At 74.5% G+C, this 23,666-nt stretch carries 17 protein-coding genes; 11 read left to right on the top strand and 6 right to left on the bottom strand.

Features of this window, described 5'->3' with window-relative positions; translation table 11 throughout:
- Positions 1 to 28 precede the first annotated feature (28 nt).
- A complete protein-coding gene (locus IAG43_RS34965) occupies positions 29 to 1,945 on the bottom strand; it encodes a serine/threonine-protein kinase (protein WP_187741063.1) in 1,917 nt (638 codons plus the stop codon).
- Between the two features lie 220 nt (positions 1,946 to 2,165).
- On the opposite strand from IAG43_RS34965, the gene IAG43_RS13870 reads away from it, so the two are divergent.
- The 5 genes from IAG43_RS13870 to IAG43_RS13850 all read left to right on the top strand — a co-directional run bounded on the left by IAG43_RS13870 (position 2,166) and on the right by IAG43_RS13850 (position 10,353).
- On the top strand, positions 2,166 to 4,976 hold the full coding sequence (locus tag IAG43_RS13870) for a CHAT domain-containing protein (RefSeq protein ID WP_246574311.1): 2,811 nt from the start codon (positions 2,166 to 2,168) through the stop codon (positions 4,974 to 4,976).
- Between the two features lie 221 nt (positions 4,977 to 5,197).
- Complete coding sequence (locus tag IAG43_RS13865; protein WP_425508599.1) at positions 5,198 to 6,265, top strand: hypothetical protein; 1,068 nt, start codon at positions 5,198 to 5,200, stop codon at positions 6,263 to 6,265.
- Positions 6,262 to 6,915 (top strand): hypothetical protein, encoded by a 654-nt coding sequence (locus tag IAG43_RS13860; protein ID WP_187741060.1) that lies wholly within the window; start codon positions 6,262 to 6,264, stop codon positions 6,913 to 6,915. Before IAG43_RS13865 ends, IAG43_RS13860 begins: the two co-directional genes overlap by 4 nt.
- Before the next feature lie 7 nt (positions 6,916 to 6,922).
- Positions 6,923 to 7,594, top strand: coding sequence for an RES family NAD+ phosphorylase (locus IAG43_RS13855; RefSeq protein ID WP_187741059.1), 672 nt, complete (start codon positions 6,923 to 6,925; stop codon positions 7,592 to 7,594).
- On the top strand, positions 7,591 to 10,353 hold the full coding sequence (locus IAG43_RS13850) for a CHAT domain-containing protein (protein ID WP_246574308.1): 2,763 nt from the start codon (positions 7,591 to 7,593) through the stop codon (positions 10,351 to 10,353). The genes IAG43_RS13855 and IAG43_RS13850 overlap by 4 nt, the downstream gene beginning before the upstream one ends.
- A gap of 113 nt (positions 10,354 to 10,466) precedes the next feature.
- On the opposite strand, the gene IAG43_RS13845 is transcribed toward IAG43_RS13850, so the two are convergent.
- Positions 10,467 to 12,398, bottom strand: coding sequence for a caspase family protein (locus IAG43_RS13845; RefSeq protein WP_187741058.1), 1,932 nt, complete (start codon positions 12,396 to 12,398; stop codon positions 10,467 to 10,469).
- 314 nt (positions 12,399 to 12,712) lie between these two features.
- Here IAG43_RS13845 and IAG43_RS13840 point away from each other — a divergent pair, with 314 nt between their 5' ends.
- Both IAG43_RS13840 and IAG43_RS13835 read left to right on the top strand, forming a co-directional pair.
- Complete coding sequence (locus tag IAG43_RS13840) at positions 12,713 to 13,612, top strand: hypothetical protein (RefSeq protein WP_246574306.1); 900 nt, start codon at positions 12,713 to 12,715, stop codon at positions 13,610 to 13,612.
- Between the two features lie 509 nt (positions 13,613 to 14,121).
- Positions 14,122 to 15,939 carry a S8 family peptidase gene (locus tag IAG43_RS13835; RefSeq protein WP_246574304.1) on the top strand — a complete coding sequence of 606 codons (1,818 nt, stop codon included), beginning with the start codon at positions 14,122 to 14,124 and terminating at the stop codon, positions 15,937 to 15,939.
- A 207-nt stretch (positions 15,940 to 16,146) separates the two neighbouring features.
- On the opposite strand, the gene IAG43_RS13830 is transcribed toward IAG43_RS13835, so the two are convergent.
- Positions 16,147 to 17,469 carry an MFS transporter gene (locus IAG43_RS13830; protein WP_187741055.1) on the bottom strand — a complete coding sequence of 441 codons (1,323 nt, stop codon included), beginning with the start codon at positions 17,467 to 17,469 and terminating at the stop codon, positions 16,147 to 16,149.
- Positions 17,466 to 18,059 carry a winged helix-turn-helix domain-containing protein gene (locus IAG43_RS13825; protein WP_187741054.1) on the bottom strand — a complete coding sequence of 198 codons (594 nt, stop codon included), beginning with the start codon at positions 18,057 to 18,059 and terminating at the stop codon, positions 17,466 to 17,468. The genes IAG43_RS13830 and IAG43_RS13825 overlap by 4 nt, the downstream gene beginning before the upstream one ends.
- Before the next feature lie 254 nt (positions 18,060 to 18,313).
- Between IAG43_RS13825 and IAG43_RS13820 the strand changes: the two genes are divergently transcribed.
- Both IAG43_RS13820 and IAG43_RS13815 read left to right on the top strand, forming a co-directional pair.
- On the top strand, positions 18,314 to 19,792 hold the full coding sequence (locus IAG43_RS13820) for an ABC transporter permease (protein ID WP_187741053.1): 1,479 nt from the start codon (positions 18,314 to 18,316) through the stop codon (positions 19,790 to 19,792).
- A 43-nt stretch (positions 19,793 to 19,835) separates the two neighbouring features.
- A complete protein-coding gene (locus tag IAG43_RS13815) occupies positions 19,836 to 20,516 on the top strand; it encodes an ABC transporter ATP-binding protein (RefSeq protein WP_187741052.1) in 681 nt (226 codons plus the stop codon).
- A 323-nt stretch (positions 20,517 to 20,839) separates the two neighbouring features.
- Here the strand turns inward: IAG43_RS13815 and murQ are convergent, their stop codons facing one another.
- Together murQ and IAG43_RS13805 are read right to left on the bottom strand one after the other, a co-directional pair.
- Positions 20,840 to 21,805, bottom strand: a complete 966-nt coding sequence (gene murQ / locus IAG43_RS13810) for an N-acetylmuramic acid 6-phosphate etherase (protein ID WP_246574303.1) — start codon at positions 21,803 to 21,805, stop codon at positions 20,840 to 20,842.
- Between the two features lie 173 nt (positions 21,806 to 21,978).
- Positions 21,979 to 22,896, bottom strand: coding sequence for a MurR/RpiR family transcriptional regulator (locus IAG43_RS13805; protein ID WP_187741051.1), 918 nt, complete (start codon positions 22,894 to 22,896; stop codon positions 21,979 to 21,981).
- A 67-nt stretch (positions 22,897 to 22,963) separates the two neighbouring features.
- Here IAG43_RS13805 and IAG43_RS13800 point away from each other — a divergent pair, with 67 nt between their 5' ends.
- On the top strand, positions 22,964 to 23,320 hold the full coding sequence (locus IAG43_RS13800) for a hypothetical protein (RefSeq protein WP_187741050.1): 357 nt from the start codon (positions 22,964 to 22,966) through the stop codon (positions 23,318 to 23,320).
- On the top strand, positions 23,317 to 23,586 hold the full coding sequence (locus IAG43_RS13795; protein WP_187741049.1) for a DUF4031 domain-containing protein: 270 nt from the start codon (positions 23,317 to 23,319) through the stop codon (positions 23,584 to 23,586). The genes IAG43_RS13800 and IAG43_RS13795 overlap by 4 nt, the downstream gene beginning before the upstream one ends.
- The last annotated feature ends 80 nt before the right edge of the window (positions 23,587 to 23,666 follow it).

Below are 23,666 nucleotides of genomic sequence, written 5' to 3'. Positions count from 1 at the left end.
GGCGGCGGCCGGAGGCGGGGCCGGGCGGTCAGCCCGCCCAGAGCTGGGACTTCTGTCCCGCGTCGCAGGCCGCCTTCGCGAATCCGACGTTGCTCGTCATCGCGAGGCACATGCCGTCGGAGCTCTTCAGCGTCTGTCCGCCGCCCGCCCGCGCTCCGACCTGCCAGAGCTGGGCCTCGGAGCCGTTGCAGGCTTCGACCGCGAGGCCGTAGAAGGTGTTGGACTTGAGGCACTTGCCGGTGTCGCCGACCAGCTTGAACGCCGTCGCCGACACCGGCTGGTAGGTCCAGGTGTAGTACCGCTTGGCGCCGCTGGCCCCCGGCTCGCCGCACACCGAGTTCATGACGGAGGAGCTGCCCGAGTAGGGGTTGCTGTTCTCCGCGACGCACCGGCCGAACGCGAGGTTCTTCAGCTGCCCGCTGGTGGACGGCGCCGGGGGAGGCGCCGGGTCCTGGCCGCCGCCGGACCCGCCCGAGGCGCCGGACCCGCCGGAGGAGCCCGATCCGCCGGAACCGTTGCCGCCGTTGCCGGAGGTGCCAGGGTCCCGGCCGCCGCCGGAGCCGCCTGCTCCGGCGCCCTCCCCGCCGTCTCCGGGCACTCCGCCCGGGGCGCCGGCCGACGGCGACGCGCTCCCGGCCGGTGACGCTCCCGACGGGCTGGGCGAGGGGGAGGCCCCGTCGGGCGACGGGGTGGAGGACGCGGCGCCGGACGGCGTGGGTGAGGGCTGCGCCGAGGAGCCGCGGCCGTTGTCGGGGTCCAGGATGTTGTACGGGGAGAGTGGGCTCAGTCCCACGCCGGTGATCACGATGATCGGCACCACGATGATCATCGTACGCCTGCGCCGCTTGCGCGGCTTCTTCTCCGTCTCCGTCTCCGGGGGCGGCGGCGGAACCGGCGGCGGAACCGGGGGCGGGACGGCAGCGGGCGGGACGACGGCCGCCACGGGGGCCGGTTCGTCGTCCTCGTCGGTCTCGGGGTCGGGGCCGAACGCCTCGGCTGGCGGCTTCGCGGCGAACGCCGCGCGCTCCGCGATGCGTTCGGCGACCTGGCGCGGCCACGGGGCCGGGGAGGTCGGCGTCAGCGGCATGGTGTGGTCGCCCGCCAGGTCGTACAGCTCCTGCGCCGTGGGCCGGTCCGCCGGGTCCTTGGCGAGGCAGCGGTTGACGATGTCGGCCAGGCCGGGCACGGCCGCCGCGAGGTCGCCCGTGTCGGGCTCCTCGTGCACGATGCGGTAGAGCAGTTCGAGTCCCGAGCCGTCGCCGAACGGCGGGCGCCCGTTCGCCGCGTACGACAGCAGGCTGCCGAGGGCGAAGACGTCGGCGGCGCCGGTGAGCTGCTTCCCGGTGGTGGCCTGTTCGGGGGCCATGTAGGCCGGGGTGCCGACGAACATGCCGGTCTTGGTCAGCCGGCTCTGGTCGGCTGCGCGGGCCACACCGAAGTCGATGAGCGCGGCACCGCCGGTCGTCAGCATGACGTTGGACGGCTTGAGGTCGCGGTGCACCATCTTCGCCTTGTGCACCTTGCGCAGCCCGGCGGACGAATCGCGGAGCAGCCGCCACAGACTCGCGGACGGGAGCGCTCCCCCGTGCAGCCGGACCGCCTCGCCGAGGGTGATGCCGGGGAGGTACTCCGTGGCGAACCACGGGGGCCTGGCGGTGCGGTCGGAGGCCAGCAGCTTGGCGCTGACGCCCCCGGGCAGGCGGGCGAGGTTGTCGAGTTCGTGGCCGAAGTGGCGGAGGAAGTCCTCGTCCTCGGCGAACGCCGGGAGCACGCGCTTCAGCGCGGCGTACCGGCCCTCGGCCGTACCGAGGTACACCCGCCCCATGCCGCCCGAGCCCAGCACCCCGCGCAGCCGGAACGCGCCGATGCGGCGCGGGTCACCCGGCGTCAGCGGGGTGGCCCCGCTGCCCTGCAAACCTGAACTGCTCTCCTGCTCCCCCTGCATGGGGCGAAGCGTAACCGAGCCGGAGCGGAGGCCGAAGGCGCCGCAAACGGCTTGTTGTAGAGCACATGTGACGGTGCGTCGGATGCTCCGTATGCGCCCCGGATGCGCCCTGTTGCCGACCGGAGGCCGACCCGGAGCATCTGGCAGATTCGAGGCTGAACGGGGTCAGTCCGGGGCAGAACCTCCGGGCCGGATGGATCGTGGGGGCGGGGGCGTCGGCGTGGGAGAGAAGCGGTACAAGCTGCGCGTGCTGTATCGGGCGGTCGGGCGGGCAGTCCGGCAGGGCGTGAGCAGCCCGGCGGACGAAGCCCGCATCGCGTCCGTGATCATGGACGGGCTGGGGGTGTCCACTGCCGACGAGGCATGGGACCGGCTGGTCGGCGACTTCAGGGCCGGGCGAAGAGGGACACGCCGCTCCGCCCTCCGCGCCGCACGCGTCCTTCGGATGTACCCCTACCTCGCGTACGCCGGTCTGCTGTCCGACGAAGCCGCACGTGTCGAACTCCTCCGGGAGGCACTGGACCACGGTCCGGACGACCCTGCCTACCGTGCCTGGGTCGTGCTCCTCTCGGCGGCGCGCGGCATGCGCATCGAGACGGGTGATCCGGCCGCTCTGGAAGCGGAACTCGCCCTTCTCGACCGGGTGCGCGAGTCGATCCCCACCGACTCCGAGCACCGGCAGAACGTGGATCTCGCCGCCGCCTTCATCCGCGGTCAGCTCGCCGCACTCGGCGGTTCGGACGAGTACGACGCGGTGCAGGAGGAGCTGGCCATGCTCCAGGAGCGGGTCGCGGGCGATCCCTGGAAGCGGGATGTGCTGAACGGTGTGCTGGCCATGCGGGAGTTGGCAGCCGCGTTCAGGAGGTCGGACGAGGCGGCTCTCGGCAGGCAGTGGGCGGCGTTGGGCGCCGTGCTGGAAAGGGAGCCCCCGGCGCCGGTGCTCGTCCTGCGATTCGAGGCCGCCCGGGAATGGGCCTGGTACGCACGGCAGATGCTGCGTGACGAGCAGGGCGCGCCCCTCCTTCCCGGGGGAGACCACCCGACACGAACCGCAGCCTCCGTGAGACGGCTCGCGCAGGACCTTCCCCCCTACACGCGTTCAGCAGTGCTGTGCGAGACGGGAGCCGCGCGCTTCATGCGGGCCTTGGTGGCGGACGATCCCGCATGTGCGCTCGAGGCGGTCTCCCTGCTCGGTGAAGGAGTCGGGTCCGTCGCACGGGACGACTCCCGCTGGGTGTCCTTCGCCTTTCAGCTCGCGCTCGCCCAACGCCATGTCGCCGAGCAGAACATCACGAGCGGTGTCCCTCGCCCGGGGCACGGAGACGAAGCGATCGCCCTGCTCACCCGCACCGTCGACACATCCGGCGGGCCTGCCCACCCCATGTGGAGCGAGGTGTGCTTCGCACTGGCAGACGCCCTGAGGGCCAGAGGCAACGCGGCGTCGCCCGGCGGCTCGGCGCGTGCGGACTTCGAGGAGGCCCGCCGTCTCGGTCTGGAGGCCGTGGACGGCATCCTGCGGAACGTGCTCCTGCAGTCAGGCACGGACCATGCGGCTCAGAGCGCCCAACTGGTCGGTCCCCAAGCACTCGACGTCGCCGGCTGGTGCCTTGCCGACGGTGCGCACCACGAAGCCGTGCGCAGCCTGGACGCAGGCCGCGGGCTCACCCTGCACGCCGCCACGGTGCGTACATCCGTCCCGGCCATGCTGGACACCTTCGGCATGGCGGACCTTGCGAACGAGTGGCGTCGCGCGGAGCCGTCCGTGCCCCCACCGCCGGGCCGTTCCGCACTCGCCGCTGCGGCGGCGGGCCCGTCCGGTCCGCCGAGCCGTCTGCGCAGACGCGTGCTGGAGGTGCTGGATGGCTCCCCGTACCGCGAGCGGCTGCTGGACGTGCCGTCGCCCCACCGGATGGGCGGTGCGCTGCGGGCCATGGGACGGACCGCGCTCGTCTACTTGCTGCCGGGTGGTCAGGGGCGTCCCGGCACCGCGCTGGTGGTCACGGCGGGCGGCCGCGTACAGCCTGTGCCGCTGCCCGCGCTGTACGCGGCCGCACCCCGATTCGAGGCCTATCGGGATGCCGCACGGATCGCCGGGGGCCCGCCGACGAACGGTTCCCAGGTACCCGGGCCGGCGGCGTCGGGCCGCTACAGGCAGGAACTCGACCGCCTGTGCGGCTGGGCGGGGAGCGAGGTCATGGCCCCCCTGCTCGACGCCGTCACCCGGCCCGGCGAACGGGAGCCCTCTCTCGTCCTCGTGCCGATGGGCGAGCTGGGCGCCGTGCCCTGGCACGCCGCGCGGCTGCCCTCGGGGCGGTACGTCTGCCAGGAGGCGGAGATCTCGTACACGCCCTCGGCACGGCTGCTCTGCGAGGTGGCCGGGAGGCGGTCGACGGGCGTGCGGCGTGCGGTGGTGGTCGGCGACCCGACCGGCAACCTGTACCACGCGGGAGTGGAGGCACGGGCGATCCACGGGGAGTTCTACCCGGAAGGCACGTTGCTCGGCACGGCCACGGCGACACCCGCCAACGTGGCGGCGAGGGTCGCGCGGCAGGGCGGAGGAGTGCTGCATCTCGCCTGCCACGGGAACGTGGCCCAGGGTGGGCGGCACAGCTCCTACCTGGAGCTCTCCGGAGGGCATCTGCCCGCCGAGGAGCTGACGGAGGGGGCGTCGCGGTTCCGGGATCTGGACCTGGTCGTGCTCGCCGCGTGCCGGTCGAACGTCTCCGGGCACGGGTGGGACGAGGCGTACAGCCTGTCCACCGCGTTCCTGGTCGCGGGCGCGCGGTCCGTCGTCGGGTCGCTGTGGCCGGTGCCGGACGACGCCACGTCCCTGCTGATGTACATGACGCACCACTACCTGAACGCGGAAGGTCTGACCCCCGGATCGGCCCTGCGCCGCGCCCAGTTGTGGATGCTGGACGCCGGGCGCCAGGCCCCGCCCGGGATGCCGGCGGACATGGGGGCCCGGGTGGGCCGGATCGACGGCTCCGACCTCGTCGGCTGGGCGGGGTTCACCCACCTCGGGTGGTGAGCCGCTTGCCGGGCGCGCCCCGCCGCCGGGTTCGGGGAGCGCCCCGCATCCGCCCCGGTCCCGCCCCGCCGCCGACCCGGCGGCGGGGCCGGGCCTCGCTAGCCTGATCGAAGACGGCTGGAACGCCCTTGTGAGAGCCCTGTCCGGCGCACAATCATGGCTTCATGTCACCTCGTGCCGGACAGTTCGACGTCGCGTCGGTCCTCCGGGAGGTGAAAGCGGTGCGTTTGGAAGGACTGGTCCGCATCCGGGACCTCGAACTGCCGCTCCTGAGGCGGGCAGCCGTGTCCGTGCCCGGCGCGGTGACGGACGCCTGGCCCGTCGAGGTCGAGAACCTGCTGCGCGCGGCCGTCTCCCGGCTCGGCGGCGGAGAACTCCAGCAGGCCGCCGAACTGACCCTCGGACTCACCCACGGCATGCGCGACCGGCCACCCGCCGACCGGCGCAGACTCGCCGCGCAGGTCTACAGCATCAGCGTCGAACGCTTCCGCAAGAGCCAGGAGGAGATGGTCCTCGGGCAGATCGCCGAGCAGGTGTGCTGGCTCGCCGGGACCGGGGCACGGGCCACCGCACCGAACGGCGTCGCCCTCCTCGCGCCCCGCCTCCAGCACCGGACGCTCCACGTCCCGAGACCCGGGCGACGGCCCGCCGTCCTGACGCTCCACGTCCATCCCGTCGAACTGCTCCGGGACATGGACGTAGTCGTCTCACCGAGCAACATCCACTTCGGGCTCCCGGAGATGTACAAGTCCTCCGTCGCCGCCTCGCTGCGCCGCGCCGGCGCGGTCCGCGACGCGGCCGGGGACATCGTCGCCGACCCCGTGCACGACGAACTCCTCGCCTGGCGCGCCCGCCACGGGGTGCTGCACCGCCCGGTGCGGCCCGGCACCGTCGCGCCGACCGGACCCGGCGCCCTCGCCGACTGCGGCATCCGGCGGCTGCACCACGCGGCCGTCGCCGTCCCGAGACCCGGGACCAACGACTACGACGCCACCCCGCAGGACGTCGCCACCGCCGCGGCCCGCGTCCTGGTGCTGGCGGCCGAGGAGAGCACCGGGTACGACCCGCCGCTGCGTTCCGTCTGCTTCCCGCTCCTCGGCTCCGGGCGGGCCGGACTGCCGGTCGGGAGCAGCGTCAGCGCCCTGTGGTCGGCGCTCGCGCCGGCCGCCGGGCAGGGACGCGACCTGCACCTGGTCGTGCGCCGGCCGCTGATCGCGGACCTGGTGACCGAGGTGCTCGGCGCGCGGACGGCGGCCGGAGACGAGGAGAGAGGACCGGACTGCGGATGAGTCCTTCGGCGAACCCCCTGGCGATGCTCGGAGCCGTGGCGGCCGACTGGCCCCGGCTCTCCCTGCTGATGGCGCCCGCCGCGCTGGACACCCTCGGCGAACGCCTGGAGCGGCTGCGGGCCGACGGCGGCACCGGCGCCCCGGGCGGAGGCGCCGTCGAGGAGGCGGCACGGGCCGTGCTCGACGCGCTCCCCGACGAGGAGGCGACCCTGCTGCGGCGCGGCGCGGACGACGCGGGACGCTTCACGGGGACCGGGGCGGCGACCGTCTCCGGCTACGGCGTCCAGGACCTGTGCATGCTGGTGCTCGACCGCAACCCCATGGTGGGTCCGGTGCTCGGCCCCGTCCGCGACCGGCTGCTCGCCGCGCCCGCGCTGCCCGTGGAAGGCCCCGCCGACCGGCGGCTCATCGTGCTGACCGGGGTGGACGGGGCACGCCGGGCCCCGGCCTTCCAGTACGAGGCCGGCAGCATGCCGTGGCCCGTGGTGCTGGAGGTCAACGCCGTGATCGGCGCGGAACGCGACCCGTGGGGCGCCGCCGACTGGTGGCTCTCGGCCAACGCCTGGACCGGCACCACGCCCGCCGGACTCCTCGGGCGGGCCCGCGACCCCGAACTGCTGGGCGCGGCACGGGCCCTCGGGGAATGGTGAGAGCGGCGTGCCCAAATACCCGCCCCCCGACGCCCTGCCGGGCCGCCCTGGACGCGCCCTGCTCCCGGCGGGGACCCCGGTCTACCGCGTCCACGGCACCCACCGCGACGCCACCGCCTTCAACACCCGCCCGGCGCACCCCTTCTACTACGGCGGACGCTTCGACGGCACCGTGTACGAGCCGTACGGCTACGCGTACATCGGGTTCAGCGTGGGCGCGGCGGTCTGCGAGGTGCTGCTGAGGTCCGTCCCCTTCGAGGGCGGCGGCGCGGTGCGGCTGCTGCCGCGCGCCTCGTTCGAGCGGCGCAGCCTGTCGTTCCTGCGGCTGGCCGCCGACACGGAGGTCGTCTCGCTGATGTCCGGTGCGGATCTGGCCGCGGTGGCGCAGGACTCGTGGCTCGTCCACGCCGAGGGCGCGGACTACCCGCAGACGCGGGACTGGGGCCACTGGATCCGCCGCGGGACGGCTCCGTGGGCCCGGGGCTTCGTCTGGCCGTCGAAGCGGGAGCCGTCGGACCGGGTGGCGGTCCTCTTCGAGGACCGCTGCGGGAACGCGGTGCTGGAGCCCGCGGGGCCGGACCCCGTGGACTTCGGGACGGGGGAGGGGGAGCGGTGGCTGAACGGGGTGCTGGCGGCGTACTGGGCGCAGGGGGCGCCGAGGGCGGGGGGAGCGGTGTGAGGGGGAAGCCGTACGACCTGAGTGCCGTGATGTACGAGGTCCAGCAGTTGGCGGGCGGTCTGGTGACCTCCGGCGCGGAGATGGACCGTACGTCCGCGCTCATCAAGGAGCGGCTCGGGTGCGGGACGGCGTGGGAGGCGTTCGCACGCCTCTACGCCGACTGGGGCACCATCCCGAAGGGAACGCTGCACAGCGGAAAGCACGCGGGCGAGACGATCGTGCTGCTCACGATGCTGCGGCTGGACACGCCACTGGACATCGACCAGCGGGACGAACTGCTCGCCGCCGCAAAGGCATACGGCCCGCAGGGCAGCGACTGGCAGTCCGCGGTCCTCGGGGCCGCGGCCTCCGCGGTGCTGCTGTATCCGACGGAGGACCGCCAGCGGATGGAGAGCGACCTCGCGATCCTCGACGAGGCCGCACGGATGTCGCCACCCGGCAGCGAACACCGCGCCATGCTGGAGTTGCAGCAGGCCATGACGCGGGCGAACCTCGCGCAACTCGGGGGCGGTGAGGACGAGTTCGACAAGGCGCTCGACGACGCGGCCCGACTGGCCGACATCGTGCAGATGGACCCGCAGAACCGGCTGTTCCTGGATGCGCAGCTCGCCGCCCTCCGTGTGCAGCAGGACATCCGGAGAGGCGACGCCGCCGGTCTCGCGGCCCACATCGATGTCATGGAGGCGGTCGTCGCCCGGCTGCCCCACGACCACGCCGACCTGCTCAGGATGGAGGCCTACCTGGACAACGCTCGGGCGAACCTGAGCCTGATCCAGCAGCAGGCCGGAGGCGGAGCGCCCACGAGGCCGACTCGGCGGCGAACCGTGGACGAGGTCGTGGATTCAGCCGGCAGCGTGCCGGCCGGAGCGCGGGGTCCGTCCCTCGTCGTCTCGGGCGTGGGACGAGGTGAGGCCGCCATGACAGGACGAGACCGGCAGGGCGTCGTGGAGGCCATCGACCTGCTGGACAGGGGGCTCGACCTCCTCGAACCGGAGGATCCGCACTGGCTCATGTGCACGGGAGCCCTGGGACGCTTCCATGTCGCCCTCGCACGGGACGAGGGCACCCCGCCGCGGTCGCGTCCCGGCCATCTCGATCAGGGCATCGCCTTTCTGCGCCACACATTGCGCATGACGCGGGGGCCGGAACACCCACAGTGGGGGCCCGGTGCGATGGTGCAGGCCATCGCCCACCGGATGCGCGCCGAGGCGGAACGGCACGACCGCAGGCGCCGGGACCTCGACCGGTCCGAGGCCCGCAGGCTGGGGCTTCTGTCGTTGACCGCCTCCGGGTGGTCGGTGCTGCTCCAGTCCGGTACGGCGCACGGGGCCGAAACCGGCCGCCGGGCAGGCGCTCAGGCGCTGACGGTCGCGGCATGGTGCCTGGCCGACGGTCGTGCCGATGACGCTGCCCGGGCGCTGGACGCCGGTCGCGGCCTGGTGCTGCACGCGGCGACCGTGGGGTCCACCGTGGTCGACATGCTGAGCGCCGTGGGGCGGACGGAACTCGCCGACGAGTGGCGGCGCGAGGGCGCGGCCGGCGCGGAGACCGGCCCCTCCAGCCGGCTCCGCCGCCGGGTGCTCCAGGCGCTCGCCGACTCCCCCTACCGGCAGCGGCTGCTGGAGGTCCCGTCGCCCCGGGAGACGGGGGCCGCGCTGCGGGCCATGGGGCGGGCGGCGCTCGTCTACCTGCTGCCCGGCGGGCAGGGGTTCCCCGGCGCCGCACTCGTCGTCACCCCCGACGGCTCCGTGCGGGCCGTGCGGCTGCCCGGCCTGGACGCCGGGGCCCCCGAGCTCGCCGGATACCGGGCGGCCGGGGCACCCGGGCGGGACGCCGGAGGGCCGCCGACGGCCGGGGCGGCCCCGCCGCCCCGCGACACGACCGCGCTGGCGCGGCTGTGCGACTGGGCCGGGCGGGCTGTGATGGAGCCGCTGCTGCGGGAGCTGCCGCGCGGCTGGGGGCGGGCGCCGAGCGTCGTGCTGGTGCCGATGGGGGAGTTGGGGGCCGTGCCGTGGCACGCGGCACGGCTGCCCTCGGGGCGGTACGCCTGCCAGGAGGCGGAGATCTCGTACATCCCGTCCGCCCGGCTGCTCTGCGAGGTCGCCGAGCGGCCGGCCCCCGGGGCGCGGCAGGCGCTGGTGGTCGGCGACCCGACCCGGGACCTGCGGCACGCGGGCGAGGAGGCGGAGGCCGTCCGCCGGGTGTTCTACCCCGGCGGCGAACAGCTCGGGCCCGGGGCCGCCACCCCGGCGGCGGTCAAGGAGTGGCTGGGGCGGCAGCGCGGCGGCGTCCTGCACCTCGCCTGCCACGGAGTGGTCGAGCAGGGCGGCCGGCACAGCTCGTATCTGCGGCTCGCCGGGGGCCGGCTGCCCGCCGAGGAGCTGACGGAGGGGTCGGACCGCTACCGCGATCTGGAACTGGTGGTGCTGGCCGCGTGCCGGACGAACGTGTCCGGGCACGGCCACGACGAGGCGTACAGCCTGTCGACCGCCTTCCTGGTGGCCGGTGCGCGGTCGGTCGTCGGCTCGCTGTGGCCGGTGCCGGACGAGGCGACCTCGCTGCTGATGTACATGGTCCACCACTTCACCGCGCGTGAGGGCCGCCCGGCCGGGCAGGCCCTGCGGAGCGCCCAGTCGTGGATGCTGGACCCCCGGCGCGAGGCACCGCCCGGGATGCCGGCGGAGATGGTGGCCCGGGTGGGCAGGATCGACGCGGACGACCTCGTCGGCTGGGCCGGGTTCACCCACCTCGGGTGGTGAGCGCGGCGGCCGGGGCACCCGGGGGCGGACCGCCACGGACGGGGTCGGGGTGCCTGGCTGCGGATCGCCGCGGATGGGCCGGGGGCGTCCGGGTGCGGACGCCGCGGTCGCGGTCAGGGCACCTGGGTGCGGATCGCGACCGACGCGGTGCCCCAGCGGGCGGGGCCGCGCGACGGGACGGCGGACGGGCCGCCCGCGTCCTTCGGCACGGGCATCAGGGGCACGGCCCCGGCTCCGGGTGACGCGGGCCCCCGGTCGGGGAGTCCGGGCGTCCACGCGGGCAGCCGGAAGGACTCGATGTCCAGCTCGCGCTCCGCGACGATCACCTTGAGCACGTCGTCGGTGAAGGCGCCTCTGCTCACCTCGCGTTCCGGGGGCAGCCGCAGCCACACCGGTTCGCCCTGGCGCGCCTCGCCCGCCCGTCCGGGGCCGATGAAGTCGCCGTCGAAGAGGTGGGGGGAGCAGGCGTAGCCGTCGGTCAGGTCGAGCAGGACGCACCACAGCTCGTGGGGCGAGTCGTTGTGGATGCGCACCCGCACCTGGGGCTCCTGGCCGTCGGCGGTGTACTCGCAGACGACGTCGCCCGTCCCGGTGTGCCGGAGGTCGCCGACGAGCGGGGCGACCGTCACGCGGACACGGGAGGACAGCGAGACGTCCGGGTTGGCCAGGTCGTACAGCTGGTGCCAGCGGGCGATGTGCGCGCAGCAGGTGGCGATGCGGCGTGCGTCGGCCAGCGTGCTCAGCGGCAGCAGGGGGAGGCGACGACCCGCTCCGCCGCGCACCTCGGCCATTCCGTCGACCACCTTCACGCGCAGGGCGGGCCCCGCGCCGGTGAGCGGTCGTCCCAGGGCCGCGAGGGTCAGCAGGGGCGAGGCGGCGACGGCGTCCGCGACGAGGCGGAGCTCCTGCGGCGTGCCGCTGACGCTCACCTCGGCGGGTGAGAAGGCGAGCGCCGACGGGGTGACCTCGTGCGCCGTGTCGCGTTCCCCGGGAGCCGGCCACCAGCCCACGGGCTCGACGAGCGAGCTCTCGGTGCGGACCTCCGTCACGGTCACCGCCCGCCGGGCTGCGGCGCCCGGCCGCAGCAGGGCGAACTCGCCGCCGGGCGCGCGCAGTCCGTGGGCGGCGCCGCAGTTCACCTCCCAGCCCTCCGTCGTGAGACGGAGGAGGAAGGGGGTGGTCCCCGACGTCTCGCCGTGCAGGAACCGCCCGGTGGCCGGGCCCCGGAAACCGGGGCGCTGACCGGTTCTGCGGGAGCGGACGTCCTCCTCGGCGAGGGCGTGGGCCGCGCCGTACGTGGCGGCGGGGCCGAGCCGGTCGAGCGCCCGCAGCAGTGCGTGGGAGAAGCATCCGCGGTCCACGCCGTCGATCACCTCCTCGTACGCCAGCTCGCGTGCCCGGCAGGCGGCGACCAGTACGTGGCCGGGCTCCCGGCCGGCACCGGTGTCACGGAAGCCGGACTCGCGGGAGAAGGCGCCGCTGGAGACGGCGCGGCGGGGGTCCGGACTCAGGTGCCCGGCAACGGCCTCCGGCCGCCACCACGGCCGCCAGTCGATGCCGCGCGTCGCTCCCTCGTCCTCTCCGCGCTCGGGATCGCGGTCCTTGCCGCGCGTCGCGCCGCCCGAGTGGCAGCAGTCGAGGACGGCGACGACATGGACGCCGCGGGCCGCGATCTCGTCGAGCATGGGGCCGAGTTCGGAGTCGTACAGCGGCTGTCCGCCCGCGCCGAGACTGTCGTGGCAGACCAGGGCCTCGCTGAGGCCGGTGCTCGATCCCGGCCGGGCGGCGGGCTGTTCGCTGCCGTGGCCGCTGTACCAGAACAGGGCGGTGTCGCCGGGGCCGGCGCCGCCGAGATGGTCGCGGATGCCGTCGGCCACGGCCTCCCGGGTGGCCCCGGCATCGCGCAGGCGCATGATGGCGGGCCGCACCTCCGGCTGCCGCACCAGCCAGTCCTCGGCCGCCTCCACGTCGTTCACACAGCCCCGCAGGGGGCGGTCCACCGGGTACTTGTCGATTCCCACGAAGAGCGCGTACACCGTCCGCATACGGAGATCCTGCCAGCGCACCCCGGGGCGGCGCGGGCGGATTCCGGTTGTTCGCAGGGCAGATCGTGGGTGCAGCGTGTGCGGATCCATGCGCGGAGCGTCGGTGGCCTGGAATGATCTGCCGCTGTACCGAGGCGAGTTGTGTGGACTCGCGAGCTGAGTGAGAAGAGGACGGCGTGGCGTTCGGGGGACACAATCCGTACGGGCCGCAGCCCGGGAACCCGTACGGTGGCGGGCAGCCACCGGGCGGCAATCCGTACGGGCCGCAGCCCGGCAACCCGTACGGCGGGGGGCCGCCGCCGGGGAGCCCGTACGTGCCGCCGCAGCCGCCGCCCCCGTACATCCCGCCGTACGGTCCGCCGAGGCCCCCGTCGCTGTGGCAGCAGTTCCGGCACGAGGAGTGGCCCCCGCTGCGCGAGGTGATGGGGCGGCTGCGGGGCGGCTGGCTGGTGTCACTGCTCTTCTGCTGCATGCCCGTCTGGATCCTCGTGCTCTACCCGCTGGCGCGGTCGGCGCGGAGGCAGGCGCGCATCAAGTTCCCGCCGGACCTGCACCGGCGCGTCCACGACCCCGAGGTGTGGCGGGCGCAGAAGGTGCGGGCGTACACCGCCCTGGGCGCCTCGATGCTGATCCTCGTCGCCTACGGCACGGGCGAGGACTGGGAGGAGATCCAGGACCAGTACATGATGCGGCTGGCGATCACCCCGTGGCTGCTGCTGCTGACCGCGCCGCTGGTGATCACCCTGCTGTTCCGGATGGCACCGCCGGCCGCGCGCCCGAACATGCGGGCACGGCTGCGGCCCTCGGTGCGGATGGTGCTCTGGTACTTCGGCGCGTTCACCGCCGTACCGCTGCTGTTCGCCGGGGTCATGCTGCTCACCCAGCAGGTGCAGGGGCAGATGTGGTCGCCGTTCCTGGCGCTGGCACTGCTGCTTCCCGTCGTCTGGGTCATGTTCTTCGTGGGCTTCGGCTCGTCGACGATGGTGCGCACGGCGTTCGGCACCTCCGAGGTGCACGCGGCGCTCCCGGCGCTGCTGACGGGTGTGCTGGTGTGGGAGCTCGCGGGGATCAACCTGGTGACGGCGGGGATGCCGCCCGGTCCGCCGCTGGTGCAGGTCCTCGCGGTGATCTGCGGGCCGCTCTCGGTCTCGGCGATCGCCTGGTGGGAGATCGAACGGCTGCGGACCCGGCACGGGGTGCGGCTGCGCGCCTGACGCGCGGTGCGCCTGGCGTACGGCTGCGCGCCTGACGTGCGGTGCGCCTGACGTGCGGTGCCCGCCTGAACCGCGGTGCGTGACAACGGAGTCCGGACGCGCTGGTCCCTCGGGGGCCGGCGCGTCCTGGCGTCCGGGGCGGGGCAGGGCAGGGCGTGGCGGTACAGGGCGGGGCGTGGTCCGCGCGGGGGAGGCGGCGGTTCCGGCCAGGGGAGGCGATCCTTCCGCCCCCGCCGCCGCGGCGCGTCGCCGACCTGCAATACCGCATGGCGGGGCGGACGGCGACCCCCGTGACGCGGCAGGTCCCGGAAGGCCCGGGGAGAGGGTCCGGCAAGGGTTCTCCCTGTTTCCCCTCATGTGGCGGGATGGCTACGTTCCTCCAAGTGACATGTTCCGGCCACCCAGTGGCCGGGTCATGGACCCCCCACCAGTACGGCTGCTCCCTTGCGGATGCGTGTCCGCACCCTCCGCAAGGGAGCGTCGTCCTTTGCCCGAGAGGGAACCGCCACGTGAACAAGCCGACCCGAAGAACCCTGTCCGCCGTCGCCGCCGCCGCGACGCTGCTGGGGCTCGCCGCGACGTCGTCCACGGCCGTCGCCGTCACCCCGGCCGCCTCCGGCGCCGCGTCCCCGTCCGCCGCGGTCGCCGCCGAGCGGCTGATCGTCGGTTACAAGTCCGGTGTGCAGGAGGCCCGTTCCAACGGCGTCGCCGCCGCGGACGCGCAGGACAAGGCCGCCGACGCCGGTCAGAAGCTCACCTTCGAGCGCCGCACCGGCACCGGTGCCGCCGTCTTCGACCTGGGCGAGAAGAAGTCCCGGGCCGAAGTCGCCGACCTGATGGCCGAGTTCCGCGCCGACCCGGACGTCGCCTTCGTCGAGCCGGAGCTGATCGCCCAGCCCCTGGCCGTCGCCGCCGACCCGAACGACACCGACTACGCCAAGCAGTGGGACCTCTTCGAGGCCACCGGCGGCATGAACGTCCCCGGCGCGTGGCCGACCACCACGGGCTCCGGTGTGACCGTCGCCGTCATCGACACCGGCTACGTCGCCCACTCGGACCTCGCGGGCAACATATCCGGCGGGTACGACTTCATATCCGACGCCGCCCGCGCCCGTGACAACAACGGCCGCGACGCCAACCCCGCCGACGCGGGCGACTGGTACGCCGTGGGCGAGTGCGGCACCAACACCACGCCGTCCGACTCCTCCTGGCACGGCACCCACGTCGGCGGCACCATCGGCGCGGTCACCGGCAACGGCAAGGGCATCGCCGGCATCGCGTACGGCGCGAAGATCCAGCCCGTGCGCGTGCTCGGCAAGTGCGGCGGCTCCAGCGTCGACATCGCCGACGCCATCACCTGGGCCTCCGGCGGCACCGTGCCCGGCGTCCCGGCCAACCCCAACCCGGCCAAGGTCCTCAACCTGAGCCTCGGCGGCGCCTCCGCGACCTGCCCCAGCACCTACCAGAACGCGATCGACGGAGCGGTCTCCCGCGGCTCCACCGTCGTCGTGGCCGCGGGCAACAGCAACCAGGACGTCTCCGGCTTCACCCCGGCCAACTGCAACAACATCATCTCCGTCGCCTCCACCAACCGTGAGGGCGCACGGGCCTTCTACTCCAACTTCGGCTCGAAGATCGACATCTCGGCCCCGGGCGGCGAGACCCGCCGCGCCACCGACACCCCCGGCACCGTCACCACGCCGGAGAACGCGATCCTCTCGACGGTCAACGCGAGCAAGACCTCGCCGACCACGGAGGCGTACAAGCCGTCCATGGGCACCAGCATGGCCGCCCCGCACATCGCCGGTCTCGCCGCGCTGATGAAGGCCGCCAAGCCGAGCCTGACCCCGGCCCAGATCGAGTCCGCCATGAAGGCGAACGCCCGCCCGCTGCCCGGCACCTGCACCGGCGGCTGCGGCGTCGGCATCGCGGACACCGCGAAGACCGTCGCGTCCCTCGGCGGCACCACCCCGACCGACCCGAAGACCTTCACCAGCAGCGCGGTCGTCGCCATCCCCGACAACGGCGCCGCCATCACCTCGTCGATCGCCGTCACCGGTGTCGCGGGCAACGCCCCGGCCACGCTGAAGGTCGCCGTCGACATCCGGCACACCTACCGCGGGGACCTGGTGGTCGACCTCGTCGCCCCCGACGGCACCGTGCGCAACCTGAAGGCGTACTCCGGCAGCGACAGCGCGGACAACGTCATCGCCACCTACACCGTCGACGCCTCGTCCGAGGTGGCGGTCGGCACCTGGAAGCTCCGCGTCCAGGACCGGGCGGCCCAGGACACCGGCTCGGTCAACTCCTGGAGCCTGACCTTCTGACCGGACCCGACAGTCCCCCGCGGCGGCCGGCGTGAACCGCCGGCCGGCCACGGGACCCGGCTGCCGCCGGGCCGGCGGAGTCGCCCCACGAGGTCCCACCCGCCGGCCCGACGGCCTCGAACAGCGCCGCGCGGCGGGGCCGTCCCGCCGTCGTGCCCGGGCCGTCACCCCCGGGCCGTCACGCCGTCACGCCAGGGCCTTCCGCCGTCACGCCGTCACGCCGTCCCGCCGGGTCGGGTCCGGGACCGTCTCCGCGGTCGTCGGCGGAAGCGACGGGACCGGGGTGGAGCGAGCCCACAGCAGGGCGCCGGCCAGCAGGATCGCGCCGCCCAGCAGCCAGGGCAGCGGGCCGAGGGGCAGGACCGAGACGCCGAGGCCGGCGAGGGCGCCGACCAGCTGGAGCGCGAGGGACTGCACGGACAGCGCCGTCGCCCGCACGTCACCGGTCACGCGCCGGTGGAGCAGGTCGTTCTCGTTGGGGCCGGCCGCGCCGAAGCCCACGTACACCAGCGCGTAGCCGAGCGCGGCGACGGCCAGGGCCGGCGGGCCGGCGGACGCGGCCGTCGCGCCGAGCAGCAGCAGACCGCAGGCGCTCACCCCGAGGGTGGCGAGCACGGCCCGTTCGCCGCTGCCCGTCACCCGGGCCGCCCAGGGCGCGAGATGGCTGCCGAGCGCCGTGCCGGCGAACCCCGCGCACGCCAGCACCGCGAAGAGCACCGCCCCCGACTCGGCGGCCCCGGTGAGCCGCGCGGCCCGTCCCGGGGTGAGGAGTTCGATGGTGGCGAGGGCCGCGCCGGCGGCGCCCGCCGTGAGCAGCAGCCTGCGCACCACGGCGTCCCCCGCGCCGAGCCGCAGGCCGCCGAGCACGGTGGCCGGGACGCCGCGCAGCACCGAGCGGAGACCGGCGGGCGGCCGGGGCGGCTCGGGGAGGGCGGCGAGCACGTACGCGACGTAGCCGGCGCACACCAGGGCGCCGACGAGCGAGGGGACCGACAGCGGCAGGACCGTGCCGACGGCCTCCATGCCGAGCGCGGACAGGCCGAGCGGCAGGGAGCCGCCGATCAGGGTGCCGGCGGCGAGCGCGGCGGCGGAGGCGGTGCCGCCGCGGGCCAGCCCGGTGCGCAGCTCGGCGCCGGCGCCCTCGGACGCCTGCACGGTGTCGACGTACCAGGCCTCGGCGGGGCCGCTGGACAGGGCGCGTCCCGAGCCCAGCAGCAGCATCGCGCAGACCAGCGGCCACACGCTGTCGCCGAGCGCGGCCAGCAGCAGCGCGCCGAGGTTGAGCACGCCCGCCGCGGCGAGCACGGGCCGGCGTCCGAGGACGTCCGACAGTCCGCCGGTGGGCAGTTCGAGCGCGGAGACGGTGAACGAGTGGACGGCGAAGAGCGCCGCGACGGTGGCCAGCGTCATGCCGCGCTCGGTGAACAGCAGGACCTGCGACGGGACGTACATCCCGACCGGGAGCCAGAAGAGGAAGGTGACGGCGGCGAAGCGGCGGCGGGCGGCCGCCGGGTCGAGGACGGTGCTCATGCCTCGTCCTCCCCGCCGAGGGGGAGACCGGCGGCGAACAGCACGACCTGGGTGCCGCGTGCGTCGCCCTCGTCCCGCGCGGCGAGTTCGAGCGCCGTGCGGTGGAAGGTGTCCCACAGCTCGGTCAGCGACTCGGGGGTGAGGCGCAGCACCAGGTCCGTGAAGCCGGACGCCTCCGTCCACTCGGGGCCGAGCCGGCCTTCCGCGGTGTCCGCGAGGTGGGCGGCGAGCGACCGCTCCAGGTGCTCCAGCTGGGCGCGTCGGGCGGCGTCCACGAAGGCCCTGGTCTCCGGGGAGTCCGTCATCGCGGCGTTGGACCAGCTGGTGACGGAGTGCACGGAGCGCCAGCGGCGCTCGCGTCCGTCGCGGTGCTCGGCCTCCTCGATGAAGGCGTACTTGGCGAGGACGCGCAGGTGGTAGCTGGTGGAGGCGGACGACTCGCCCGTCCGCCCGGCCAGTTCGCTGGCGGTCGCCGCACCGTGCTGGCGCAGCAGGCCGAGCAGCCGGATCCGCAGCGGGTGGGTGAGCGCCTTCAGCGCGGCGGCGTCCTCGCGGGGGTCGAGGACGCGGCGGGTGAGGGGAGTGGGCATGGGAGGAGCGTAGAGCGGGACCGGCACTCTGCAAAAGAGTTTTTGCAAAATTTGTTTGGGAGAATGTGGGGCCCGGGTAGGTGACCGGTAGGCATCCGGGAGGTCCCGGGAGGTCCCGGGAGGTCCCGGGAGGTCCCGGGAGGTCCCGGGAAGTTCCGGGGAGCGGAGGAGACGTGCGGCCCCGCGTGAGAACACTCATGCGGCTCTCATCCGCGCCTTAACCCGCCATCACACCCCGCTCCTACGGTCACGCCATGTTCTTCACCTACCTCAGGCGCGAGCTGCGCCGCCGCAGGAAGGCGGCGCTCGTCGTCGCCTCGGGGCTCGCCCTCGGCATCGCCCTGGTCATCGTCGTCAACTCCGTGTCGTCCGGCATGAACCGGGCCCAGGACAAGGTCCTCGAATCCCTCTACGGACTCGGCACCGACATGACCGTCACCAAGGCCGCGGAACCGCCCGGCGAGGGGGAGACCGTCCGGCGCCCGCGCTTCGAGTTCGACGCGCAGGACAACGACGACGACGCCGAGCAGAGCCAGGACATCGTGATGGTCCAGGGCTTCCAGTCGCTCGCCGCGACCACCGTGTCCGACGTCGCGGGCCAGGACGGCGTCGCCGACGCCGTCGGCGGGCTCAGTGTCCGCGTCATGAAGGTCGACGGCGCCTTCCGCCGCGGCGAGGTGCAGCAGGCGCCCCGGCAGGGCGGCTCGGGCGGCCCCGGTGGTGCGGGAGGCGGCGGTGAGGTCCGCGGCGGCGGTGCCGCGTTCGACGTCGACTCCTACAGCGCCTACGGCACGGACGTGACGAAGCAGGACCTCGGCCCGCTGACCTCCTCGAAGATCACCTCGGGCCGCACGTTCGCCGAGGACGAGACCGCGGCGAAGGTGGCCGTCCTCGACAGCGCCTGGGCCAAGGAGAAGGAACTCGCCGTCGGCGGCACCCTCACCGTCTCGGGCACCGCGTACGAGGTCATCGGCATCGCGACCGCCGACAGCGGCGACGCCGCGGCCGACGTCTACCTGCCGCTCGCCGAGGCCCAGACCCTCGCCGACGCGGCGGACAAGGTGACCACGGTCTACGTCAGGGCCACCGACTCGCAGCGCATCGACGCCGTCAAGCAGGCCGTCCAGAAGAACATCGCCGGCACCACGGTGACCACCTCCGCCGACCTCGCCGACACCGTCTCCGGTTCCCTGTCCACCGCGTCCGGCCTCGCCTCCGGCGTCGGCAAGTGGCTCTCCTGGCTGGTGCTCGCCGCCGCGTTCCTGGTCGCCGGGCTGCTCACGTCCTCCGCGGTCAGCCGCCGGGTGCGGGAGTTCGGCACGCTGAAGGCGCTCGGCTGGCGCAGCGGACGGGTCACCCGGCAGGTCGCCGGCGAAGCACTCGTCAACGGACTCGTCGGCGGCGCGCTCGGCATCGGCCTCGGGCTCCTCGGCGCCTGGCTCGTCACCGCCTTCGGCCCCACGCTCACCGCGCAACTGGGCGCCGGAACGGGCGGAGCGGGCGGCGGGGGCGGCGGCTTCGGCGGCGGGATGCGGGCCGGCGGCCCGGGGGGAGGCGACGGCCCGGGGGCCTCCTCCCGCGCCCTGGACATCGTGCTCACCGCACCCGTCTCGGCGACCACCATCGGGCTCGCCGTCGCGCTGGCCGTCGCCGGCGGACTCGTGGCGGGCGGATTCGGCGGCTGGCGCGCCTCACGGCTGAGGCCCGCGGACGCCCTGCGCCGCGTCGAGTGACGCGCCCCGCCCCCACTTCCCCCTCGCACAACAGGAGTTGCAGATGTACCAGCTGAGCGCCGTCACCAAGAGCTACCGGCGGGGCAAGGACACCGTGCACGCCCTCGACGGCGTCGACCTCACCATCGAGGACGGCGACCGTCTGGTGATCAAGGGCCCGACCGGAGGCGGCAAGTCCACGCTGCTCCAGATGCTCGGCGGGCTCGACCGCCCGACCGCGGGCAGCGTCCTCCTCGACGGCACGGACCTCGCGACCCTGCCCGAGGCCCGGCTCACCCGGGTGCGCGCGGAGAAGATCGGGTTCGTCTTCCAGGGCTTCAACCTGATCCCCACACTGACCGCACAGGAGAACGTGGAGACCGCCCTCGTCCCCCTCGGTCTGCGGGCGGCGGAGCGGCGCGAACGCGCCGCCGAGGCACTGGAGTCGGTGGGACTGGGGGAGCGGCTGCGCCATGTGCCCGGCGAACTGTCCGGCGGGCAGCAGCAGCGGGTGGCGATCGCACGTGCCCTGGTGAAGCGCCCCGCGGTGCTGCTCGCCGACGAACCCACCGGAAACCTCGACGAGTCGATGCGGGACGAGGTGATGGACGTCCTGGAGAACCTCTGGCAGGAGCACGCCTTCACGTTCGTGATGGTCACCCACGACTCGGTGCTCGCGAAGCGGGCACACCGGGTCGCGACGATCCGCGCGGGGCGCGTGACCGTGCGGGAACAGGTGGGGTGAGCGGCCGGGGCGCGTCGCGCCGGGCATCGTCAGCCGGTGCGGCGTGTGGCCTACGGGGTGCGCCTGCCCCGGGTGCGTGGCCGGGTCCGGCGGGGCTCCGCCCCGCACCCCGCGCCTCAAGCGCCGGCGGGGCTGGAAGAAGGGGGCGCGCCTGCCCCGGGTGCGGCGGGGCGGGCATCTTCAGCCCGTCCGGCGTTTGAGGACACCGTGCGCAGCGCGGTGCTGCGGCCACCGGGGCGCGCCCGCCCGGGGTGGGTGGCCGGGTCCGGCGGGGCTCTGCCCCGCACCCCGCGCCTCAAGCGCCGGCGGGGCTGGAGGCGGGCTCAGGCGCTCGGTGGCGCCGCGTCCGTGAGGGCCGCGCGGAGGTGGCCGCGGGACGCGGTCAGCAGGGTGGCCGCCCGCCCCGCGTCCACCTTCCCCAGGATCATCAGGATCGCGTCCTTCACCTCCCCGCCCGTCGCCGCCAGCGCCGCCTCGATCTCGGCGTCCGCGGCGTCCGTCGCGAGGGCCACGATCCGCCGGGAGCGGGCGTGCAGCTTGTCGTTGGAGGCGCGGACGTCCACCATCAGGTTCCCGTACGTCTTGCCCAGGCGGATCATCGTGATCGTCGAGATCATGTTCAGGACCAGCTTCTGCGCGGTGCCCGCCTTCAACCTGGTGGAGCCGGTGAGCAGTTCGGGCCCCGTCACCACCTCGATGCCGTGCTCCGCGGCCGCGCCCAGCGCGCTCCCCGCGTTGCAGGACAGGCCGATGGTGAGCGCTCCGAGCGACCGCGCGTGCTCCACCGCGCCGATCGCGTACGGGGTGCGGCCGGACGCCGAGATGCCGATCACCGTGTCGTCCGGGCCGACCCGCAGCGCGTCGAGATCGGCCGCGGCGAGCTCCTTGCTGTCCTCCGCGCCCTCCACCGCTTTCACCATCGCCGACGGCCCGCCCGCGATCAGGCCGACGACCACCGACGGGTCGGTGTTGAACGTCGGCGGGCACTCGCTCGCGTCGAGCACGCCCAGCCGGCCCGCCGTGCCGGCACCCGCGTAGACGAGCCGGCCGCCGCGGGCCATCCGCGCGGCGGTGGCGTCGATCGCGGGGGCGATGACGGGCAGCTGGGCGGCGACGGCGGCGGGGACGGAGGTGTCCTCGCCGTTCATGATCCGCGCGATCTCCAGGGTGGGCAGGCGGTCGATGTCGGCCAGCTCGGGGCGGAACGCCTCGGTCGTCAGCGAGGCCAGCTGGGCGCGGAGTTCACCGTAGGTGGAGGTCATGGAGTGCGGCTCTGCTTTCTCGGGCATACGGCGAGGCTGTTCGTGACGGGCGGCCGGGCGGGCCGCGTTTCGTACGTGCGGTGCGGTGCGGTGCGGTGCGGCGTGACGGGCCGGAGCGGGACGGGACCGTCCGGGCAGGTGGACGGTCGGGAGGCGGTCGGTCGGAGGGCGGACGGGCGGCGTCGGCAGGCGGGTGGGTGTCAGCGGCCGCGCGGGCTGTGACGGTGCGCGAGCGCCTCGTACGACGCGGCGAGGGCGGGTGCGGCCGAGTCGTACGTGCGCTGGGCGACGCCGATGAACAGGCAGTCGACGACCAGCAGCTGGCTCGTCCGCGAGGACATCGCGGCCGGGCGCAGCTCGCTCTCGCGGGCGGTCGAGGTGGTCAGCACATGGTCGGCGTACTGCGTCACCGGGCCGTCCGGGCGGCCGGTGATCGCGACCGTCGTCGCCCCGCGGTCGAACGCCACCCGCAGCGGCTCGATGACGTCGCCCGTCGACCCGGAGTGGGTGATGGCGATGGCCACGTCGCCCGAGCGCAGCTGCACCGCGTTGGTGACGGCGAGGTGGGGATCGGTGTGGGCGTGGGCGATGAGCCCGATCCGCAGCAGCTTCTGCGCCAGGTCCATGCCGACGAGGGAGGAGGCGCCGACGCCGTAGATGTCGATGCGCCGGGCCGTGGACGCGGCGGCGACCGCCGCGCCGAGCTGCACGGTGTCCAGGCCGGCGGCGGTGTCCGCGAGCGTCTGCTGCTCGTCGTAGGCGAGTTTGGCGACGACGTCGCCTATCGGGTCGTCGACGGCGATGTCGGTGGTGAGCGCCGGGGCGCGGCCGGACTGCTGGTGGGCGGCGAGGCCGGCGAGGGCGAGGCGCAGGTCGCGGTAGCCGGGGTAGCCGAGGAGGCGCGCGGTGCGGACCACGGTCGCCTCGCTGGTGCCCGTGAGCTCGGCGAGCCCGGTGACCGTGAGGGCGGCGCAGCCGGCCGGGTCGTCGGCGACGGCTTCGGCGACCCGCTGCATGGAGCGGGTCATGGACGGGGAGAGCGTACGCACCTTCGCCGCGAGAGCGGCGGGGGCGGGCGGTGCCTCACCGTTGAAAATTTCCTTCACTGGATAGGTCACCTATGAAAGGTATTTTCAGATTTCGGCCCCCGTCAAGACCCCCGGGTGTCGCGGGACAATGGTCCGCATGGACGAGACGAACCCGTTGGAACAGGCCCTGCACGCGGCCCGGGCCCTGGTCCTCGCCGACCTCGCCGCACGGGACGTGGCGGACGCGGACGTCGTCTCCCTCGTGGAGGACGCCGTCACGCACCGCCGCTGGTGGGTCGAGCAGTGGCCGGACGGCGCGGCGTTCGTGACGGGGCTGGTGGCCCAGGACGTGCAGGACGCGCTGCTGGAGCGGTACGGCCGGTGGCCGCTGTGCCCGGTCTGCGACTCGGGAGACCCGCACGCGCTGGAGGTCGACCCCGAACTCGGCGCCGATCCGCGCTGGGTGTGCGCGAAGGCGGCGACCGTCGTCGCCCCCGTGGGCAGTCTGCGGTGACGGTCTACATCGACCCGCCGAACTGGCCGGGCCACGGCCGCATGTGGTCGCACCTGGTCAGCGACGTCTCCTTCGACGAGCTGCACGCCTTCGCCGACGCGATCGGCTGCCCGCGCCGCGCGTTCGAACGCGATCACTACGACGTGCCGTCGCACCGCTACGCGGACGCCGTCGGGGCGGGGGCGGTGGAGATCGGCTCGAAGGAGCTGGTCCGGCGGATCACCGCGGCGGGCCTGCGCCGCCCGAAGCACCGGACGGCGCCGTAGCCGCCCGCTGCCGCCCTCGGGGCTCCGCCCCGCACCCCGCGCCTCGGACTCCCCCTGCGGCCCGGCGGCCTCGGGAGGCG

The organism is Streptomyces genisteinicus (genome assembly GCF_014489615.1).
Taxonomy (GTDB): Bacteria; Actinomycetota; Actinomycetes; order Streptomycetales; family Streptomycetaceae; genus Streptomyces; species Streptomyces genisteinicus.
The sequence above is the reverse complement of the archived record's forward strand: the minus strand, read 5'-3'. Positions and strand labels throughout refer to the sequence as shown.

Coding starts and splice junctions, on each gene's coding strand:
- IAG43_RS13860 (WP_187741060.1), top strand. CDS start 6,262: ATGAGTCCTTCGGCGAACCCCCTGGCGATGCTCGGAGCCGTGGCGGCC.
- IAG43_RS13845 (WP_187741058.1), bottom strand. CDS start 12,398: ATGCGGACGGTGTACGCGCTCTTCGTGGGAATCGACAAGTACCCGGTG.
- IAG43_RS13820 (WP_187741053.1), top strand. CDS start 18,314: ATGTTCTTCACCTACCTCAGGCGCGAGCTGCGCCGCCGCAGGAAGGCG.
- IAG43_RS13830 (WP_187741055.1), bottom strand. CDS start 17,469: ATGAGCACCGTCCTCGACCCGGCGGCCGCCCGCCGCCGCTTCGCCGCC.
- IAG43_RS13825 (WP_187741054.1), bottom strand. CDS start 18,059: ATGCCCACTCCCCTCACCCGCCGCGTCCTCGACCCCCGCGAGGACGCC.
- IAG43_RS34965 (WP_187741063.1), bottom strand. CDS start 1,945: ATGCAGGGGGAGCAGGAGAGCAGTTCAGGTTTGCAGGGCAGCGGGGCC.
- murQ (WP_246574303.1), bottom strand. CDS start 21,805: ATGCCCGAGAAAGCAGAGCCGCACTCCATGACCTCCACCTACGGTGAA.
- IAG43_RS13815 (WP_187741052.1), top strand. CDS start 19,836: ATGTACCAGCTGAGCGCCGTCACCAAGAGCTACCGGCGGGGCAAGGAC.
- IAG43_RS13800 (WP_187741050.1), top strand. CDS start 22,964: ATGGACGAGACGAACCCGTTGGAACAGGCCCTGCACGCGGCCCGGGCC.